A 15,794-nucleotide genomic window follows, 5' to 3' on the forward strand; every position below is an offset into this window, starting at 1 on the left:
AAGACCCCAAGCCGTTCATCTGGACCAAGACCGCCGAAGAGATCCTCGACTCCCTCGCCCGCTTCTGCCGACGGATCTCTGGCGCAGGACACTAGGATCCCGTCGGCGATCTCCGTGCCGATGACCTCGCCGTCCTCCGCGCGCTGCGTGGCCCACGAGACGGCGACATCCCGCAACTGGGACCGTTCGGCCTCGGCGAGCGCGGCGGACAGGCGAGGCGAGATCGCGAAGACGACACAGCCACCGTCACCCTGATCGGCGACGATACGAGGCTCACCGGCTTCGACGAGTTCCTCGAAGCTGCCACCGGCAAGGAGACATTCCCACTCGACCACAGCTTCTTCGGGGTCGAAGTTGCCGAAGGAAAGCGACGCGACACGTCCCGGCCCGGTTTTAAGAGCCAAAGCCGCAGACGCGTCATCTGGCGCCATGAAGAACTTGACGATGATGCTCACCGAGGCATCATGCCTGACGGCATACGTCCATGATCGGCCGGACAGGCCCTGCCGTGTACGACATCGCGGCGATCTTCAGCACCGGCCTTGCGGCGGGTGAGCCGTCAGGTCATCACACGCTGAGGTAATCAGCGAATCGCTCATCCCCGTGCGGCTGACCCGGCCCGCCGAGGCGACCGCACAGCTCGGCAGAGGCGGATGCGCGGCCGCCCGCGCGGGTCAGCGCCAGCTAACCGGCCCAGGTAAAGGCTCTCAGCAGGGGACGGTGGTCTGAGCCCGGCCCGGCAATACGGGCGAAGCCCCTGCAGGAGGCGGAGACTTGGACCGCCGAGCCTCCGAACGGCTGCGGTCGGCACCGCGACTCGGTGCCGTGGGACATCAAGAAGGATCTACAGCAATGGCAACAGGCCGCGTGAAGTGGTTCAACGCCGACAAGGGCTTCGGCTTCATCCAGCAGGACGACGGCGGACCGGACGTGTTCGTCCACTTCCGTGCCATCACCGGCACAGGCTTCAAGGAGCTGAACGAGGGCGAGAAGGTCGAGTACGACGTCACCCAGGGACCCAAGGGCCCCCAGGCGGAGAACGTCACCAGAATCAGCTGACCAGCGGCTGGCCCCGTCCCGCCAGCCGAAACTGGCGGGACGCTCTTACGTAGGCGCACCATCCCCGCTCGCCTGATCGAATCACTCAGCAGCCAGACTCCCGGGCGCAATCGGCCAGGGGCCGCCAACGCAGGGCACACATCATCCCCGCCCTCCGCGCAGCCGCCTCGGAACCAACCACGGCCGGTCAGTTGAGGACCTGGACCTCGCCGACGTGGACGCCGACGGTAGTGCTGCGGGCGGCCGCTTGAGCACCGGTGGTTGCAGACAATTCAGCACCAACACACCGGCCCGACCACGGCCCTCACCACCCCCAACCACGCAAGGTCCAGCCCCGACCATGAGCCCGACCACGGCAGGTCACAGCGTTGCGCAGACCCCTGCCGCCGAAACCTGCGCAACCGGCCCCCGATTGCGCAGCAGCTGAAGCCAGCCACCCGGCCCGACTGCGCATCTGGGTTGCGCACCCCGCGACCGCTGCGAACAGCACGCACACGTCCCGGCGAGGCCTGCGCGATGGTCACGGGCGCGAATGCGCAGGCCCGGCACAGCCGCGCAGGCATCCTCGCCCTCGATGCCCCAGGGCCATGGGCCGCAGTCAGCTTGCGCAGGAGCACCCGGCGGCGGCCTTCGCCTCGGCCGGGGTCTGGGACAGTTCGAGGGCCTGTTCGTCGGGGGTGCAGCAGGCGGTGGTGCCGCAGCACGCCTCCGGCGTGTCGGCGCTCTTGCCGAGGGTGTCGGCGTCGGCCTTGACGACGTAGACCTCCCACGGCTCCTTGCCGGGGCCGGTGACCCACACCTTGTCCTGCAGGGCGTAGCAGCAGGAGGTGTCGTTCTCTTCGAAGGTGGCCAGGCCCGCCTCCTTGAGTCGGGTGGTGGCGGCGGTGACGTCCTCGGTGGAGCCGACTTCGACGCCGAGGTGGTCCAGGCGGGTGTCCTCGCCGGCGTCGCCCTCGATGAGGACGAGCTTGAGCGGGGGCTCGGTGATAGCGAAGTTGGCGTACCCGTCGCGGCGCTTGGCGGGCTCGGCGTTGAACAGCTTGGAGTAGAAGGCGATCGAGCCCTCCAGGTCGGCGACGCGCAGGGCGAGTTGGACACGGGACATGGCGGTCTCCCATCAGGAAGCAGCTTGTTTCGACGTCTGTCGATACAAGCGACGTTGAGCACTTGATTAGATGGATGTCAACATAGAGGCATATCGAAACAAGCTGGTCTGCCCGTGCTCGGCCAGGACACGGCGTGCTGTGCGCCGATGGTCCGCGAGCCGCTGGGCGAGGAGGCCGCGGCCGAGCTGTCGCGGATGTTCAAGGCGCTGTCGGACCCCATCCGGCTGCGGCTGCTGTCGCTGATCGCCTCGCACGAGGGCGGCGAGGCATGCGTGTGCGACCTCATCGGCCCGTTCGACGTCTCCCAGCCGACCATCTCTCACCACCTCAAAGTGCTGCGGGAAGCCGGCCTGGTCGGTTCCCAGCGGCGCGGGACCTGGGTGTACTACTGGGTGCTGCCCCAGGCCCTGGCCAAGCTGTCCGCCCTGCTCCAGACCCCAGCCGTGCCCGCGAAGACCCCCGCATGACCTGCCAGAACACTGCCGCGCGTCCTTGAATACGCGCCGCCGCCTGTCTGAAAGCACTTGTTTTGGCTTCAGTGCACGGAGTTGTTCTGGCCCCAGCGGCGGGTCGCAGGGGGCGCGCGTTGGTGTGATTCACGCCCCTGTAGCACGGTGATTTGGCCCCACGTCGATCGGGTGGTTCCACTGGCCGCGATGGTGCGGCCAGTGATCGCCTTGGGCTTGCGGCCGGCTCATCGGCGCCGCCAGGATCGGCTGCATGATCAAGGGTGTGATGTTCGACTTCTCCGGGACCCTCTTCCGGATCGAATCGGCCGCGCAGTGGCTGCGCGCGGTGGCAACGAAGGCCGGTCTGGACGTGCCCGAGAGTGAACTCGACGCGTGCGTCAGCCGGCTGGAAGAGTTCGGGGCTCAGCCCGGAGGGGGTTCCTCCGCGCACAGTGCCGCCCCATCTGGAGGCACTGTGGCGGGAGCGCGATCTGACCGCCGAACGACACCGGGCTGCTTTCACAGCCCTTACCCGGGAAGCGAAGCTGCCTGCGGCTGACCTGGCCGAGGCCCTGTATGAACGATCCCAAGTGTCCGGGGCATGGCTCCCTTATCCCGACACCGAGGAAACCCTCCGCGCCCTGCGCGCGCGAGGCATCCCGGTCGCTGTCGTCAGCAACATCGGCTGGGACATGCGCCCTGTCTTCCGCGACCACGGTGTCGATGCCCTCGTGGACGCCTACTTCCTCTCCTTCGAGCGCGGGGTGAAGAAGCCCGATCCCCGGATCTTCCAGATGGCGTGCGACAAGCTCGGAGTGGCACCCGGCGATGCACTCATGGTGGGAGACGAGCCTGTTGCGGACGTCGGCGCTGCCACGCTGGGGTGCCGGGTCCACCTAGTCGATCCGTTGCCCGTTGACCAGCGTCCCGGCGCGCTGGCCGAGGTGCTCCAGCTCCTCTGACCTGGCCCGACCGGGGCGACTTCCGGCGCGGTGTTGAGGGCCCGGCGACCGAACACCGTCCAGTCCCGCAAGATGCGATGCACAGGCCCTCCTGACCCTGGCCTGAACTGTCTTGTCATACCGGTGGAGCCAGATCAACTTGGTACATCAGTGGAGCCCCGAAACGCTGGTGCGCTGGTGCCCAAAGAAGTGCTTACAAACACTCTGGACAGGCTGTGCGGGTCCTCGTAAGGCGGACGTCGTCCCCGCGCCTGCGGGGGTAGCTCGAGGGGCGCTGGCGCCCGCGCCCACAAGACGCTCGATGAGTACGACTTCTCCTTCCAGCCCGACCTCGACTCCCGCAAGGTCAAGGACCTTGCGACGCTCTCGTTCGTCGAGGCCAAGGCGAACGCCGCTCTCCTGGGACCGCCCGGGGTGGGCAAGACGCATATCGCCGTCGCTCTCGCGGTCGCGGCCTGCCGGGCCGGCTACTCCGTCTACTTCACCAGCCTCGACGACATGGTCCGCAACCTCAAGGCCGCCGAAGCAGCCGGGCGTCTGGCCAACAAGCTCGGCACCTACCTGCGGCCGGGCGTCCTCGTGGTCGACGAGGTGGGCTACGAGATCCTCGAACGCGGAGAAGCGAACCTGGTGTTCCAGGTGATCTCAAAGCGGTATGAAAAGGGCTCGATCATCCTGACCTCGAACAAGACCTTCAGTGAATGGGGACAGGTGTTCGGCGACGAGGTCCTGGCCACCGCCATCCTCGACCGGCTCCTCCACCACTGCGACGTGATCACCACTAACGGAACGCAGACGCTCCTATGGGTCAAGTCGATCATGCGCCTGTGTCAGGCGGTGCGGGCAGCGGCAGGGCCTGGTTGCGGCTGAGGGACAGAGCTATTTGCACTAATCAGAGCCTTGAAGACCTCGCGTGCGAGGTAGCGCTTCAGGCACCGGACGATCTCGGATCTGGTCTTGCCTTCGGCGGTGCGGCGGGCGGCGTAAGCCCGTGCTCGGGGGTCGTAACTGAGCCGGTTGATGGCCAGCATGTAGAGGGCTCGATTCGCTTCCCGGTTGCCTCCTCTGTTGAAGCGGTTGCGGTTGGTCTTCCCAGAGCTGGCTGGTATCGGGGCGACGCCGCACATGTGCGCGAAGGACGCTTCCGACCGCAGACGCTGAGGGTTGTCACCAGCAGCCACCAGCAGGGCTGCGGCGGTGTCGAAGCCGACGCCCTTGATCTGCATCAGGTCTGGTGCGGCTTGGTGGGCAAGCCGGTCGATCTGCTGATCCAACGCGGTGATCTCCTGGGTGAGTTGCTGGTAGCGGGTTGCCAGGCTCTTCAGCGCGAGTCTGGCAGCGGCCTCCAGCGAGGTGACGCTGCCGGGGCGGAACCTGGCCGCTGTGGCAACCAGATCCGCCAGGGACAGCTTGCGCAGGCGGTCACGCAGTTCTTGCGGAGCCGTGACGACGACGGCGTGGAGCTGGTTGGCGGCCTGTGTACGGGCCTTCATCGCGGATCGGCGGGCAAGTCGCAGGGTGCGGAACATTTCGACCGGGCCGTCCTGGGACTTGGCCTTGCCCATGACAGTGCCGGCCTGGACCGCGCGGGCTGCTGCCTCGGCGTCGATGGCGTCGTTCTTGCCGCCGGCCCGTCGTCGGGTCTGACGGGACGGCCGGATGACCTCCACCACGTCCATGCCCTGACGGCTCAGATAGCGGGTCAGCCCAGCGCCGTAGGCACCTGTGCCCTCCACCCCGAACCGGTGAGGAGTGCCCAGTGCGCGGACCCACTCAAGCAGGCGGCGGTGCCCGTGACCTGTGGTCGCGATACTGATCCCATCCAGCTTGCGGCCGAACTGGTCCAGAGCCACAGCGACATGCACATCCACGTGCGTGTCGATCCCCACCGTGACCAGAACCTCGTCAGCCTCGACCACCCCGGCCTTGTCCACCCTCGCTCCTCGCATCGCGCTGACAGGAAGGCGGTGCCGGCCGAGGCAGCGCGGGCAAGACTGCGATGGGATACCTCATGCCCCTATCAGGCCACAGCGCACCCGACCGGCACCGCAAAGCGGTGCCCTCCAGCCGGTCGACGCGTCGCTAACAAGGCACGAAGCCGATCTGTCTTTGAGTCCGACCAGCCAGAGAACACCGCGACCACGAGGATCCTCCCAGTCGGTCTTGCCATCGCCCCGGTAGCTGCGGGAGGCGTGGTGCACGGTGCGGCCTGGAATGTAGAGCAGGCGCTGACCGTGGTTGGTGAGCAGGGCGATCAGCAGTGCGGCCCCGCCCGCGTTCAATTCGACTGCCCAGGTCACCGGACGGTCCTCGGCCAGCGCAAGGACGTCACCGATCAGTTCCAGCAGCTCGGATTCGTTGTTGAGGACCCGGCGCGATAACAGCCTGGTGCCGTCCGAGTCGATCATCGTGCAGTGATGCGCGGCCTTGACGGCATCCGTTCCCGCCCACAGCTCGGGCACCCGAGCCCCCTTCGCCGTTCGGTCTTCTGGACCCTGCAGACGACCACGCCGACGTGTCCTTACGAAGCGATCTCTGTTCGCTCATCCCAATGAGTGGCCGTGTCGTCGCGGGGCACTGGGTGGCCTATCAGTCAAAGCCACACGTACGGCATGAGCGCTTTCAGCCACACCCAGGCCCCTGGGCCTCCCGATCGTACGAAGGACCGGAATCAACCCGCCAACAAGGTAAGGAGTGCTTCGGGTGGCCACTCTGAGCGTCACAGTTGGCCGGAGGGTAGTGATCGATTCGGGTGGCTGAATAGTTCACCAATCCGCGCGGTACGGTGCCCGCGGCGGGCGCTGGGCGGCGAGGATGACGAGTCATGACGATCACGTTCCGGCTTCCTGCCGACGGCGCGGAGCGGGTGGGGTTCGCCTACTCGCCGGCGATGGAGGCCGTACTGAGTCTCCATGTGCTGGTGGAGCCCAAGCACCACCCCGTCCAGCACGGCTGGGTGCGTGCGATGCGCAGGCTGTCCCCGGCACTGAAGCGGGAGATCGAGGCGTTCTCCTACGCGGTGCGCTCGTACTTTCCCGAGTTCCTCTTTCCGCAGCCGACGGGCGGGCTGCCCGACTTCGCGGGTGAACTGACCCGCCTGCGCGCAGCGAATCCCGACCTGGTCCGTCTGGAGTTCGCCGTCCCGCTGCTCACCCCGTGGCCGGGCGACGACGCAGGCAGGCATCCGAACGTTCTGGACGAACCGGACGTACGCCGCCTGCTGCGCGAGCGAGTCGCTCGGGAAAGCGACGAGGCCATGGCCGCGATGCTCCTCGACGACCCCCGCGCGCTGCTCGAACGGTTCCTTAGCATGCTGGAGCACTACTGGCGGGAGGCGTTCGAGGAGGAATGGGCGCGGCTCGAACCCGAACTGGCCGCCGGGGTGAGCGAGGCCGGGCACCAGATCGAGCAGCGCGGACTGTACGGGATGCTCCGCGGCCTGTGGCCTGAGGTACGCAGCGATCCACAGGCCGAACGCTTCTGGCTGGAGCGACCTCACGACCACGAGGTCGCCATCGGCCCGGACGACACACTCGTACTCGCCCCCAGCGCCTACGTGTGGCCGCACGTACGCGTCAACTGCGACAGTCCGTGGCCCCTCGGACTCGTCTTCCCCGTATCCTCGATCGCCCGGGAAGCCCGCCCGAGGATTCCACCGACCCAACTCGTCGGCACGCTCCGGGCGCTCGCCGACGACACCCGGCTGCGCGCCCTGCGGCTGATCGCCGAACACCCGCGCAGCACACAGGAGTTGGCCCCGCTCGTCGGCGTCAGCGAGGCCGCCCTGTCCAAGCATCTGCGCGTGCTGGCGGACGCGGGCCTGCTCGAACGCCGCCGCGAGGGCTACTACGTCCTGTACCGGCTCGTGCCCGGGCAGGTGACGGGCCTCGCCCCCAGCCTGGAGAGCTTCCTGAACAGCACCGACGGGCACTGATTAGCCATCTGCCTAATAAGTGGATCGGGCATCCGAGGAGGTCCGACAGTGGCCGCATGTCACTGCTGAGGGACCGCAACTTCCTGCTTCTCTTCGTCGGCCAGGGCGTCTCACGCTTCGGCGATGGCCTGTACACCGCCGCGACCGCCTGGCTGGCCTGGTCACTGACGAAGGATCCGACGGCCGTCGCTCTGGTCAGCGTGTCCGCGTTCGCACCCGCGTTCGTGGCCACGTTCGTGGTCGCCTCGTACGCCGACCGGCGCGACCGCCGCAAGCTGATGATCGCCAGTGACCTGGCCCGGGTCGCCGTGGTGGTGGTGGCCTCGGTACTGCTCTGCATTGACCTGCTGAACCTGCCGGTACTGGTGGCGACCACGGCGATCCTGGCGCTGATCGGCGCCCCGTTCGCTCCGGCGCGCAACGCCATCGTGACGCAGATCGTGTCCGCCGACCGCCTCCAGCAGGCCAACGGCTTTCTCCAGGTCGCCTTCAGAGCCGCCTTCTTCGTCGGTCCACTCACGCTTGCGCCGCTGCTGGCCTATGGTTCGCTGCAGTGGGCACTGGTGATCAATGGGCTGACGTTCGTGGCCTCGGCGGGTGCCGTGGCAGCCATCCGCGTGACACGCCCCGCCTCGACCGGCAGCCAGTCGGGGCTGTGGTCCGATCTCGCAGCCGGGCTCAGGGCCGTACGTGCCGCCCCCGACGTGCTGGTGGTCATCGTGACCTTCGTGCTCGCCCTCGCCTTGACCAGTGGATTCCTGACTGTCGGGCTGGTCGCCGTCGTGGGGCAGGGCGGCCAGTACGGTCTGCTGCTGGGCGTCGCCGGGGTCGCCGAGGTGGTGGGCGCCTTCCTCCTTGCCGGCCTGCGCATTCGTCGGCTCGCCCTGGCCGCGGTGCTGGCCTGGGCTGCGCTCGGAATCTTCCGCGCCCCGCTGGGAACGGTCACCTCCACTGCCGTGGCAGCGGTTCTTCTGATCGCCACCGGGCTGGCCTCGGCCCTCACGGACATTCCGCTGATTGCACTGGTGCAGCAGCGCATACCGAGCCACCATCTGGCGAAGGTGCTGGGCCTGTGGGAGGCCGGGGTAGCGGGAGCCCTGGCGGTCTCCCCCTTTGTGGCCTCGACCGCCATCGCCCTCACCGGAGTCCAGGGTGCCTTCCTGCTTTCGGGCGCCGCCCTCGTCTTCCTCGCCGTGACCGCTACGCTCGTCCTCGTCCGAGTCGGGGCGCGGCAGTCCCGTCAGCTCTCGAACGGCACTGCTGATGACAAGCAGTACGCCGGCTGACAGCCCATCAGCGCTCGGGCGTGAGCTGTCGCGACCTCGGTGCGCTCATCGCCTGACGTGAAGGGCTTGACGGCGCGGGGCTCCCCGCCCCGCCAAGCGACGAGCCGGTTGCTGCCTCGATGATCTGGGTGTCCACGGGGGCCAAGATGTGCCCGCCGTACCAGTCGTCGAGGGATACGAGCGTTGTGGTGTCCCCGGCGCGTATCACTGTAGCGCCTCCCGCGAAAGCACCCGGACCGTGGGATTTCCCCCACGAGAACTCCGCGACCTGCAACTCCGCGTCCGCACCGAGCAGCAGACACCCGAGTGGAAGACCCGCTAGGCGGTGCGCTCCGGAGTGGAGGGAACCATCAGCGAGTTCGCCCACCGACACGGCATGCGACGCTGCCGCTACCGAGGACAGGGAAAGGCCCACATCCAGCACGTCCTGACCGCCATCGCCGTCAACATCGAGCGCCTCAGTGGACTGACGTAGACCGAGGAAACACCCACGCCCCGCCAGCCGACTGCCTTCCAGAACTACCTCGACCAGCGCGAGATCCCCCGGCCGAAGTCCTGGCGAACCCTGGCACCTGACCTCGGCAACTCCAAGATCCCCGACAGAGTCAAGTCAGGTGCTTCCATTCCTCAACGCGGCCCACGTTCGTCGTCTTGCCAAGACGCCTCAGCCGTGGTGCGAGTGTTCATGGCTGAGGGAGTACACCATAGCCGCGTGGTTAACGGAGCAGGTTGCAGACGAGGTCCGCCCGCGGGGTTTCCAGGGACCGGTGATCTCCCACTTGACGCCGCCGCCGTATCGACTCATGCAGGTGACGACTGCGCGGTGCGTGCTGGTGGCAGAGCCGCCAGTGCATTTGGCGTTTCCGGTCTGGCCGGAGTCGCTCGTCCACGTTGTACAGCCTCCGCTGGCTGCCGCCGCTGTGGTGATCGTTACGGACATCGCCTCCGCCGATGTTGCTGCGAGCGTTCCCGACGCCAATGCCACTCCGGTGAAACTGGCAACAATGGCCATCCTGAGAGAACGCATATTTTCTCGCTTTCATCCTCGGATTACGTGGAATGTAATCCTGTAACCCATCGGTCGTGGTGGCGGGGTGCCAAGTTGACCCAATCATTCTCAAGTCTCGCAAGCAAGGAGATTTCTCGAAAATCTCCGAGGGGTGCGTTGCGGAATTTGGCATGTCGAACTAGCGGACCCGAGGAACTCGGAGCACTCCAAAAGGCCCGTTCAACCGTCTAATCGTTGAAACGGCTATGCGAGAGTCGGCTTTCCCTTGCTATAGAGCCAGGTGTCGAACAGTTCAGTCAGATCCATGCCAGACTCTTTCTCGCACAGCTTGATGAACTGGGTAGTCTGGGCGTTGCCGTGTCGGTGTTGGGTGGTCCACGTCTTCAAGATGGTGAAGAAGATATTGTCGCCGACTGTTTTGCGGAGACGGTGGAGGGTCATGGCCCCACGTCCGTAGACGGGAGAGTCGGACACGTGCTTGGCACTTGGGGGTTGCGCTGGCGGGAAGTCCCAGATCCCCTTGCTTTCGGGGTGGGTGCCGTCGTAGAAGGCGTCGAAGATCTTGTCGGCGGTCGTGTCGCCTTGGTCTTCCTGCCAGAGCCATTCGGCGTAGGTGGCGAACCCTTCGTTGAGCCACATGTCTTGCCAGGAGTGCGGGGTGACGGAGTTCCCGAACCATTGATGGGCAAGTTCGTGCACGACCAGCGTTTCATCGGGGGCCTTCTCGAAGTACGGCTTGGTCTGGGTCTCCAGCGCATACTCGAGATCGGGGAGATGGTCGACGATCGCCCCGGTGCTGGCAAAGGGGTAGCGGCCGAACCGGCTGCTTGCCCAGTCGATGATCTCGGGGATCAGCTCGGTCATGTCGGGGGAGTCCTCGACCTCGTCTGGGTCGATGGCGATGTATACCGGAAGCCCCTGCGTAGTGGTCGTGGTGGATATGTCGAAGCTGCCCACTACGACGGTTGCGACGTAGCTGGCCATCGGATCACCCATATGCCAACGCGACGTCGTACGCCCTCCCTTGTCCCACATTCCGGTCAGCTCGCCGTTGCTGACGGCTGTGTAGCCCTTGGGGACGGTGATGGTGATGTCGTACCGAGCTTTGTCGGACGGATGGTGGTTGCCGGGAAACCAGGCCATCGAGCCTGTCGGTTCTCCGAGCGCCGTCGCGCCGTCGTCGGTTTCGATCCAGCCCTCCACGCCGTCGTCCGCATCAGTGATCATCTTCGGGGTGCCGGAGTAGTGGATGGTGGTCGTGAAGGTCGCGCCGGTCTTGAGCGGATGAGCGGGCGTGAGGGTGAGCTTGTTCTTCTTGCTGCTTGCCTCGGCGTCGGCTCCGTCGATGCTCGCGTCGCGCACGCTCAGGCCCGCGAGGTCGAGGGAGAAGCGGCTCAGGGGTTGTTGGGCTCGTGCTGTGATCACCGCGGTGCCGGCCAGCTGGTTGGTCTCCGGAACGTAGTCGAGTGTCAACGCGTAATGCGCGACGTCGTAGCCGCGGTTGCCCAGCGCGGGAAACAGGGCGTCCCCTGCCGAAGCCGCACCAGGTCTGGCGGCTTCGTCGGGGCGAGCGTCGGAGCTCGTGCAGGCGGTCCCGACGGTGAGGAGCAGCACGGTGAACAGAGCAGCCCGGGACAACCGAGCAGAACGCATCGAACCTCCTGGTGCAATGGGCGGCGATGGCAACGCCAGAACGGCTCCCTCAAACAACAACTCCGGGGGCGTGCGCATCATCCGTGCAAATCCGACGCAAACGGTGACACCTGAGGAACGAGAACGCCGTCCTCTACCTGTCGCGGTTGGACAGCTGTCCGCTCGACGACTCGAACGTGCCCGCAGCCCGAAGATTCAGCCGGGCCGGACGATCACTGTCCACCGCACCCCGGTGCCCCCGGGCTCAGTCCATCAGCCCCGCGGACTACGGCCGAGGCACGATGTGCTCGCACTCCGACAGCACGCACCTGGAGGGAATGCCGTGCGGGAACGGGTACCCTGCGGCACACCCCGTACGGGGTGTGCCGCGAGATACTGCGGCTCAGCGTCGCATCCTAGGGTTTGACGAGGGCGTTTTCCTTGCCGATGTCTGAGCCGTTGCCCTCGGTGTACAGGCTCAGCTCACCGTCGGACCAGCGCACGATCGTGTCGTCCGGCCACGGGTTGTCGCTGAAGTCGCCGCCCGTGACGAGCATGGCGTGCTCCCACAGGTCGTTCGGGGCCTTCCACTTGTGCTCGCCCCAGGTGTCACCGGTGCCGGTGAAGTCGTCATACAGCGTGAGTTCACCGTCCGACCAGCGCACCACGAGGTCCCAGGTGTCGTTCTGGGTGTAGTCACCGGAACCGATCTCGACCGCGTGGGTCCACAGCTTGTTCGGGTTGACAACCTTGATCTCCTTGCCAAGGCTCGTCCCCGTGTTCTGGTACACCGTCAATTCGCCGTCGGACCAGCGCACGACGAGGTCGTCCTGCCACTTGTTGCCGCCATAACGGCCGGCGGTCATCGCCTCTGCATGCTTCCACGTCCCGTTCGGTGCGACGATCTGCTTCTCGCCGTGGAAGCCCTTCTCGTCCACCGACGGGTACAGCGTGACCTCTCCGTCCGACCAGAGCACGAGCAGGTCGGAACCGTTGTCACCGGTGAAGTCGCCGGCCACCACCTGCTTGGCGTGTTCCGCCCACAGCTTGTTCGGCTTCTGGACCCTGATCTCCTTGTCGAAGTAGTTCAGGCCCTTGTCCGCACCGCGGTAGATCGTCAGCTCGCCGTCCGACCACAAGACGAACATGTCCATGCGGTCATCCGAGACTGCCCCGTTGAGGGCGAAATAGCCGGAGGCGATGTCCTTGGCGTGCTTCCACGTCGACGCGGCCGGCAGCACGATGGGGGCCGGCATCTTACCCGCCACCGCAGCGTCGTAGATCCGCTTGAGGTCGCTGTCGAAGTATGAGGAGTACGACGTGTCGTCGCTGTGTCCGCCGGTCTGCCAGCCACCCGTCACGCCGATTACCTGCGGGTGGTCGCCGCCGATGATGAAGGGGCCGCCCGAAGTTCCGCGTACATAGCCGTCGCAGTCGATCTGGGAGAACGTGCCGCCCTTCCAGTCGCCGGAACTGGCAGTGGTGAACTTCTTCATCGGCGACGTGCAATCGAGCGGGTCCTGATGGGGCTTGTACTTGCCGTCGTCGTCCGGCAGCCAGGGGTAGCCGATGACCCTGGTCTTGGGATGGTCGAAGCCCGTGCCGTAGCCGATCGGGATCGCTCCCACCACGTCCTGGAGCTTTTTCCCATCCGAGCGGGGCTCGGTCTTCAGCAGGGCGAAGTCCAGGTCCGTGTAGTCATGGTCACCACCCTTGCGCAGGTAGCGGGGGTCGGCGTAGATCTCTCCGACGTTGATCGGGAAGAGTCCGTACGGCTTGGGGTCGGCCCGGTGGTGCTTGGGCACGAACACGAGCTTCTTGTGCTGGTCGGTGGTGTCGAAGCAGTGCGCCGCGGTCAGCACCAGGTCCTTGCCCGGGGAGGGGACGACGGTTCCGGCGCAGAACCGGTACTTCAGGTCGCTGTCCTGCCAGAAGAAGGTGCCCACCTCCTTGATGCCCTCGAACGTGTGTGAGGGCGAGGTCCGGGCGACGGCCTTGCCGCGGCGGGCACCGGCCGTCTGTCCCGGCAGAGGCTGATCTTCGTCGACCGGGACGGCCTGTGCCATGCGCTCCGGGGTCCAGAACTTCTCGAGTTCCGTCGCCGGTGTCGTGTCGCCCGGGGTGCTCGCGCTCGGCGATGTGCTGGGCGTGGCCGGCGGGCCGGACGGAGAGCGCGGAGCTGTGGTCGCGCCCGCACTCGTCGAAGGCGGCGAGGCCGGCCCGTCCGGAGCGGTCGGTGTCGCCTCCTCCGACGGCGAGGCGGATGGTGACGGGCTCAGCCGTGAGCTGCTCGGTGACGCTGTCACCGGCGCAGGTGTGGAATCGGCCCACGCGGATGTCGAGATGAAAGTGGCCGCTATCGCCGTGGCAGCGGCCAGGCTGTGTCTCAGCCTCAAATTTCCCCCTGTATACAGGCGTTTACGAGCCGTGTGGTCAGTTCGGCCCGGTCCATTGCGATCTTGGACCCTACCCACACCCACTCGCGAACGTAAAGGCGATTCCATGAAGCAACCAAAGGACCGCAAGGACGCTCTAAACGGTTGGACCGTCAAGGGCGTTGAGAGGGGAAACGGGGCATGCACGTACCCGCACAAGCACGGCCGATCAGGCTCACTGTCGTGGCGGCCGTACTCGGCCTGATCACCGTGTCCTGCGGCAGCGGGGGCAGTGGCAGCAGTGCCGAGCCGGAGTCACCCGCGACCCGTGCCTCCGCCGAGCACGGCTACGAAGCGGCCTACGACGCCGGATGGCGTGAAGGCAGACGGATCTTCAAGGACGGCGGCAAGGGCTCCGCGGTCCGCGAAGTGGTGTGGGGAGGCTGCGTCCGCCGGTCCCTCACGGCCGAGCCGCAGAACGTCGTCGAGAAGGACCGCGGCGCCTGGGTACTGGGCTGCAAGCAAGGCGTGGGAACGGGCAAGGACCCTCATCCGCCCGTCAGGCCAGTGACACGTCGCGAAGCCGATCCGGACCTCCTGGCCCAGTTCCGGTCCTGGGCCGACACGAACGGGTTCAAGCAGCCTGCCCGGGAGGTCGGCCAGGTGGTCCTCATCCACCTCGGTGACCGGGACTACGACGTCGAAGTCTCCACCACCTATACCGGCAAGAGCACCAAGGCCGAGGTGAGGCGGCTGGCCGACGCATTCGCGACCTGGTGGGACGGCGACGACGGTGACAAGGCCACCGCGTGGAACCTCATCGTCGCCGCGCAGGACGGCAAGCGTCTCATCACCCGCAAGCTCTGAGCTTTTTTACTGACTGCGGCTCGTCAAGGTGGCGCTGGTTCGTCGAGAGACAGGCCGGTGCCCGCTATGAAGCCGTCGAGGGTGTTGCTCGGCAGGCACGCCATCCCATCAGCAGTCAGGCCTCCCGGCCGACCAGCAAGGGCCCGGTCTGACACCAGAACTCACTGTGGTTCCGCGTGTGGTAGTGCTCACCTGCTGGTGGCCACGGACCGCAGCCTCTCCCGGTCCGCTGAGCCCCAATCAGCGTGGACGGACCGCTCGCCGCACTTGGGTGATCACGTTTTGGGCGTCCGCTCCACACGGGTGACTCCTGCAGCATCTCCCAGATGCGCAGGTAGGTGGCCACGCGTCGGTGTCGTCGAGCCACAGCTCGGCATGCCAGTCCTCGGTGATGACGAGCCGGTCGTCGAGGACCCAGAATACGTTGGCCGTGGGGATCTTGAGGAAGGTGCTGAGCGGAATGATGCCGATCTCCACGGTATCCATGCCCACCATTCCCGTTAGCCGGTCGAGTTGGGCCGCGAGGACGGGTGGCGGGCACACCAAGGCATGCAGCGCTGCCTCCCAGACCGGGGCATGGAACTGGCGGCCTGCCTCGTACAGCCACTCCTGGCGGCGCATCCGGGACCGGAGGGCCTCCTCGGTGTCGCGTGCTGTCCCGTGCAGGGTCGCGTACCGGAGGAAGATGGATCGCGCGTAGTCGGCAGTCTGGAGCATGCCGGGGATGACCGCCTCTTCCCAGGCGCGGATGACCCGGGTCCGCGACACCTCGAGGTTCCAGCTGTCCTGTACGGGCCGATGGCCGGCAGCAAGCTGGCGGCGCCGTGATCGGATGTGGGACTCGAAGGCCTTGAGCCGGCCTTCGAGTTCGTCGTAGACGTCGGGGCGGCCGACCCCGGCGGCCCACGCGCGCAGGTCCTCCGACGTCGCGGTCTGCCGTCCACCCTCCAGCTTGTAGATCTTGGAGTGGGGCCAGCCGAGCCGCTCTGCAAGTCGTCCGCGCCCAGGCCCAGGCCGCCGGCGGACGGCTTGTGGAAGATCTCTCTGAGGATGTCCAGGCTTGGTCGGGACGTGCACGGAGAGCTGGGCGACGGGCCAGTCTGTCCCGCTACGCT

General features: G+C 66.5%; 12 protein-coding genes and 3 pseudogenes. 8 read left to right on the forward strand and 7 right to left on the reverse strand.

The annotated features are described in order from the left end of the window. The coding region (locus AB0I54_RS43175; RefSeq protein ID WP_363301858.1) for a hypothetical protein at positions 1 to 455 on the reverse strand (455 nt) is incomplete at its 3' end. A 397-nt stretch (positions 456 to 852) separates the two neighbouring features. Here AB0I54_RS43175 and AB0I54_RS43180 point away from each other — a divergent pair. Next, on the forward strand, positions 853 to 1,059 hold the full coding sequence (locus AB0I54_RS43180) for a cold-shock protein (RefSeq protein WP_363301859.1): 207 nt from the start codon (positions 853 to 855) through the stop codon (positions 1,057 to 1,059). A 598-nt stretch (positions 1,060 to 1,657) separates the two neighbouring features. Here the strand turns inward: AB0I54_RS43180 and AB0I54_RS43185 are convergent. Further along, entirely contained in the window at positions 1,658 to 2,164 is a 507-nt protein-coding gene (locus AB0I54_RS43185) for an ArsI/CadI family heavy metal resistance metalloenzyme (RefSeq protein ID WP_363301860.1), read from the reverse strand. A 147-nt stretch (positions 2,165 to 2,311) separates the two neighbouring features. Between AB0I54_RS43185 and AB0I54_RS43190 the strand changes: the two genes are divergently transcribed. From AB0I54_RS43190 to istB, 3 genes and pseudogenes are all read left to right on the forward strand, one after another. Continuing rightward, positions 2,312 to 2,632 (forward strand): metalloregulator ArsR/SmtB family transcription factor, encoded by a 321-nt coding sequence (locus tag AB0I54_RS43190; protein ID WP_363301861.1) that lies wholly within the window; start codon positions 2,312 to 2,314, stop codon positions 2,630 to 2,632. Between the two features lie 253 nt (positions 2,633 to 2,885). Next, positions 2,886 to 3,576, forward strand: a pseudogene (locus AB0I54_RS43195) (HAD-IA family hydrolase). Positions 3,577 to 3,846: 270 nt separating this feature from the next. Continuing rightward, a pseudogene (gene istB / locus AB0I54_RS43200) lies at positions 3,847 to 4,446 on the forward strand (IS21-like element helper ATPase IstB); the annotation flags it as partial. Here the strand turns inward: istB and AB0I54_RS43205 are convergent. Together AB0I54_RS43205 and AB0I54_RS43210 are read right to left on the reverse strand one after the other, a co-directional pair. Next, positions 4,407 to 5,495, reverse strand: a complete 1,089-nt coding sequence (locus AB0I54_RS43205) for an IS110 family transposase (RefSeq protein ID WP_363301889.1) — start codon at positions 5,493 to 5,495, stop codon at positions 4,407 to 4,409. The pseudogene istB and the gene AB0I54_RS43205 overlap by 40 nt on opposite strands. 228 nt (positions 5,496 to 5,723) lie before the next feature. After that, a pseudogene (locus AB0I54_RS43210) lies at positions 5,724 to 6,038 on the reverse strand (transposase); the annotation flags it as partial. 362 nt (positions 6,039 to 6,400) lie between these two features. Between AB0I54_RS43210 and AB0I54_RS43215 the strand changes: the two are divergent. From AB0I54_RS43215 to AB0I54_RS43225, 3 genes are all read left to right on the forward strand, one after another. Beyond that, positions 6,401 to 7,510 (forward strand): DUF5937 family protein, encoded by a 1,110-nt coding sequence (locus AB0I54_RS43215; protein WP_363301862.1) that lies wholly within the window; start codon positions 6,401 to 6,403, stop codon positions 7,508 to 7,510. A gap of 56 nt (positions 7,511 to 7,566) precedes the next feature. After that, on the forward strand, positions 7,567 to 8,796 hold the full coding sequence (locus AB0I54_RS43220; RefSeq protein WP_363301863.1) for an MFS transporter: 1,230 nt from the start codon (positions 7,567 to 7,569) through the stop codon (positions 8,794 to 8,796). Between the two features lie 337 nt (positions 8,797 to 9,133). Next, complete coding sequence (locus tag AB0I54_RS43225; RefSeq protein WP_363301864.1) at positions 9,134 to 9,271, forward strand: transposase; 138 nt, start codon at positions 9,134 to 9,136, stop codon at positions 9,269 to 9,271. A 777-nt stretch (positions 9,272 to 10,048) separates the two neighbouring features. Here AB0I54_RS43225 and AB0I54_RS43230 read toward each other — a convergent pair. Together AB0I54_RS43230 and AB0I54_RS43235 are read right to left on the reverse strand one after the other, a co-directional pair. Continuing rightward, positions 10,049 to 11,419, reverse strand: a complete 1,371-nt coding sequence (locus AB0I54_RS43230) for a M1 family metallopeptidase (protein ID WP_363301865.1) — start codon at positions 11,417 to 11,419, stop codon at positions 10,049 to 10,051. A 434-nt stretch (positions 11,420 to 11,853) separates the two neighbouring features. Next, entirely contained in the window at positions 11,854 to 13,503 is a 1,650-nt protein-coding gene (locus tag AB0I54_RS43235; RefSeq protein WP_363301866.1) for a trypsin-like serine protease, read from the reverse strand. A gap of 510 nt (positions 13,504 to 14,013) precedes the next feature. Here AB0I54_RS43235 and AB0I54_RS43240 point away from each other — a divergent pair. Next, positions 14,014 to 14,679 carry a hypothetical protein gene (locus tag AB0I54_RS43240; protein WP_363301867.1) on the forward strand — a complete coding sequence of 222 codons (666 nt, stop codon included), beginning with the start codon at positions 14,014 to 14,016 and terminating at the stop codon, positions 14,677 to 14,679. Positions 14,680 to 14,919: 240 nt separating this feature from the next. On the opposite strand, the gene AB0I54_RS43245 is transcribed toward AB0I54_RS43240, so the two are convergent. Then, positions 14,920 to 15,756, reverse strand: coding sequence for a DUF5753 domain-containing protein (locus AB0I54_RS43245; RefSeq protein ID WP_363301868.1), 837 nt, complete (start codon positions 15,754 to 15,756; stop codon positions 14,920 to 14,922). Positions 15,757 to 15,794: the final 38 nt, after the last annotated feature.

The sequence above is a fragment of the Streptomyces sp. NPDC050625 genome, from assembly GCF_040654755.1.
Taxonomy (GTDB): Bacteria; Actinomycetota; Actinomycetes; order Streptomycetales; family Streptomycetaceae; genus Streptomyces.

Bases quoted from the DNA above. Each gene is read 5' to 3' on its own strand.
- AB0I54_RS43180 (WP_363301859.1), top strand. From the start codon at position 853: ATGGCAACAGGCCGCGTGAAGTGGTTCAACGCCGACAAGGGCTTCGGC.
- AB0I54_RS43185 (WP_363301860.1), bottom strand. From the start codon at position 2,164: ATGTCCCGTGTCCAACTCGCCCTGCGCGTCGCCGACCTGGAGGGCTCG.
- AB0I54_RS43190 (WP_363301861.1), top strand. From the start codon at position 2,312: ATGGTCCGCGAGCCGCTGGGCGAGGAGGCCGCGGCCGAGCTGTCGCGG.
- AB0I54_RS43215 (WP_363301862.1), top strand. From the start codon at position 6,401: ATGACGATCACGTTCCGGCTTCCTGCCGACGGCGCGGAGCGGGTGGGG.
- AB0I54_RS43220 (WP_363301863.1), top strand. From the start codon at position 7,567: ATGTCACTGCTGAGGGACCGCAACTTCCTGCTTCTCTTCGTCGGCCAG.
- AB0I54_RS43235 (WP_363301866.1), bottom strand. From the start codon at position 13,503: ATGGCACAGGCCGTCCCGGTCGACGAAGATCAGCCTCTGCCGGGACAG.
- AB0I54_RS43240 (WP_363301867.1), top strand. From the start codon at position 14,014: ATGCACGTACCCGCACAAGCACGGCCGATCAGGCTCACTGTCGTGGCG.